Source organism: Photorhabdus sp. HUG-39, from assembly GCF_963878365.1.
Classification (GTDB): domain Bacteria; phylum Pseudomonadota; class Gammaproteobacteria; order Enterobacterales; family Enterobacteriaceae; genus Photorhabdus; species Photorhabdus kayaii.
Genome location: NZ_CAWNWY010000088.1, coordinates 1 through 2203, shown reverse-complemented (window position 1 = coordinate 2203; position 2203 = coordinate 1). Strand labels below are relative to the sequence as shown.

The following is a 2203-nucleotide window of genomic DNA, read 5'->3' as shown; positions in this document are numbered from 1 at the left end:
CCCATTGTTCAGCGCAGGTTGAAAACATAAAGATTACCTCAAGTCGGGTTTGTTATTGAGATCAATCTATGAGGAAAAAGTTCAATAACGAGGGGGCAGGTTAAAATATTTGTGTAGGAAAGACAGGATATTGTCGGGGCGGGTGCGGATACCTGTTTCATGGTCAACAATGAAATAACCGCGTTTGAAGTCGCCCAGACCGATCACGCCATCGGGCATAAATTCGAGATAATGGACAGGTAAGCCCAGCAACATATCGGGATCACCCGCTTGTAAACGTTCCCGCCAGATATAATCTCCGTTACCGTTTTTCAGCTTTTGCACGTTGGCGGCAGTATTGGAGTTCATCACCCAGACGGAGTTTTTACGGTATTTATTCTTAAGCAGGAACTTAAGATCAATCAGGCTATCGGCCTCAAGCGTGGTAGCTTCCAGTTTTTGCAGCGTGCCAAAATTACGCACCTTGTCGCTTTTCGTATCGCGGGGATAAGCCAGAAAACCTTTGGCTTTTTTGCTGCCGTCACCGCTGACAAGATCCGTTTCTTCGGTATCGACGAAGGTATCGGCAATCTCTGAGGTCAGCCAGCCTAAGATATCCACATCGCTAAAATCGATGGTCTCTTGGGTGGTTCTGGGGTAGGCATAGATAGGAAACAGCTTGATGCTGACTTCTTCCATCTTCGGCGTGCCAGTCTCACCGCGTGCCTTACCTTCTTCACCGTGTGCCACTGCCGCACCACCGACCGAAACAAGCTGTTTATACTCGTTGCTGCGGGTGGTTTTGAGAGTACAGATTTGGCGCATGACTGACCCACAGGTAAGTTGCTGCATGATCTGCTTATTCAGTTCGGGGATAACGGTGTAGCCGCCCTCTGAGGGAACGCCCGTAGACAAGGCGAGGGTTTCTCCGGTCAGAATATAGTGGCGCAACTCGTCATTACTGAGGTTCTTGCTGGTCGGTTGGGGTTTGCTTGCCTGACTGCGTTCTTCATCAGACAGCGCCTCATAACGGGCAATTTCCGTATTGAGTGCATCAGACTGAGTGCGCAGCTCGTCGAACTGTTTCGCTTCATCCGCACTGAGTGAGCGCTTTTCGTCTTCGGCTTTGGTAAGCAACGAGCGCATTTGTTGGGTTAAATCGGTTTTCTGTTGGTGTAATTCGAGTAGTTTTTTCATGGTGTTTTTGGAATAGTTATTTTCTTTAAAACACTATTTAACACCGTGAAAAATAATAAAAAAGCCTCTGTGATTTAGAGGCTAAACAAGGGGAAACATGAAGACAAAATATTTACAAAACTTTTCATTTGCAAAGTAATAAATTTTTTACGTAGGTTGTTGGTGACATCCACGATATTTTATCACATGTCAAATAACCATCATTTTTTAACTTATAATCAACATAAAAAGAGATAGGTAAGCTAATGACAAATGATGCAATCATCAATCTACTCAGGTACTTAACAAGTATCTTGTTGTATTTAGGTAATCTATCAAATATAAAGAAAAAAATAGAACCTGATAAAGAGTAAAATATTATAGGGAAAGATAGAATACTTATAATAACTGCGCTGGAGAATGTTATTTCATCTTTCATTAATACTAATGAAACAGCAGATTTAATAATGAAGTACATCAGAAATGTAAGGAATAATAACAATATTACTCCACCCAAGGCTTTTAAATATTTGCTATTCACCTAATTCTTCCCATCGTATTAAAAAAATATTGTAAGTCTGCTTCCGGTGTTCTTGGCTTTCTCTTCATTTCTTCTTTCAAAAGTGCTATTAATTTTTCGCTTATTCCATATTGCTTATCAACAAGATCTAAACCGATAGCCGCTAGAATTCCAACAGCTAAAACTATTCCCGCAACAACAATAATACTTCCACCTACCAAAGCAGTGGCAGTTAAAAGTGATCCTACAATCCAAGAGGAAGCAGCAATAATAGCAGTTTTAGCCATATCCATTGTTATGTTGCCGATAAAATCGGTTAAAGTATATTCATCCTTAAAAATACTTTCTATCAATCTATAGCCAATCGAAAAGACAATACAGAATTTAACACCTTTGATAATACTAGGCTGTGTCCCGCAATAGATTGAGATAGAATAATCCCCTGGCTCTGACTTTCGGAAAAAACCTGTTATGGCTCGTTACGACCTTCCTGATGAAGCATGGGAGTTACTGCTCCCCTTATTGCCC

2 protein-coding genes and 1 pseudogene are annotated in these 2203 nt (G+C 41.3%); all 3 read right to left on the bottom strand.

All coding sequences use genetic code 11. From position 1 onward, the window contains the following. Positions 1–81 precede the first annotated feature (81 nt). Positions 82–1176 (bottom strand): phage major capsid protein, encoded by a 1095-nt coding sequence (locus tag AAC155_RS24065; RefSeq protein WP_113044408.1) that lies wholly within the window; start codon positions 1174–1176, stop codon positions 82–84. Positions 1177–1300: 124 nt separating this feature from the next. Beyond that, complete coding sequence (locus AAC155_RS24060; RefSeq protein WP_038222693.1) at positions 1301–1696, bottom strand: DUF1240 domain-containing protein; 396 nt, start codon at positions 1694–1696, stop codon at positions 1301–1303. After that, a pseudogene (locus tag AAC155_RS24055) lies at positions 1693–2154 on the bottom strand (hypothetical protein); the annotation flags it as partial. The pseudogene AAC155_RS24055 and the gene AAC155_RS24060, both read right to left, overlap by 4 nt. Between the last annotated feature and the right edge of the window lie 49 nt (positions 2155–2203).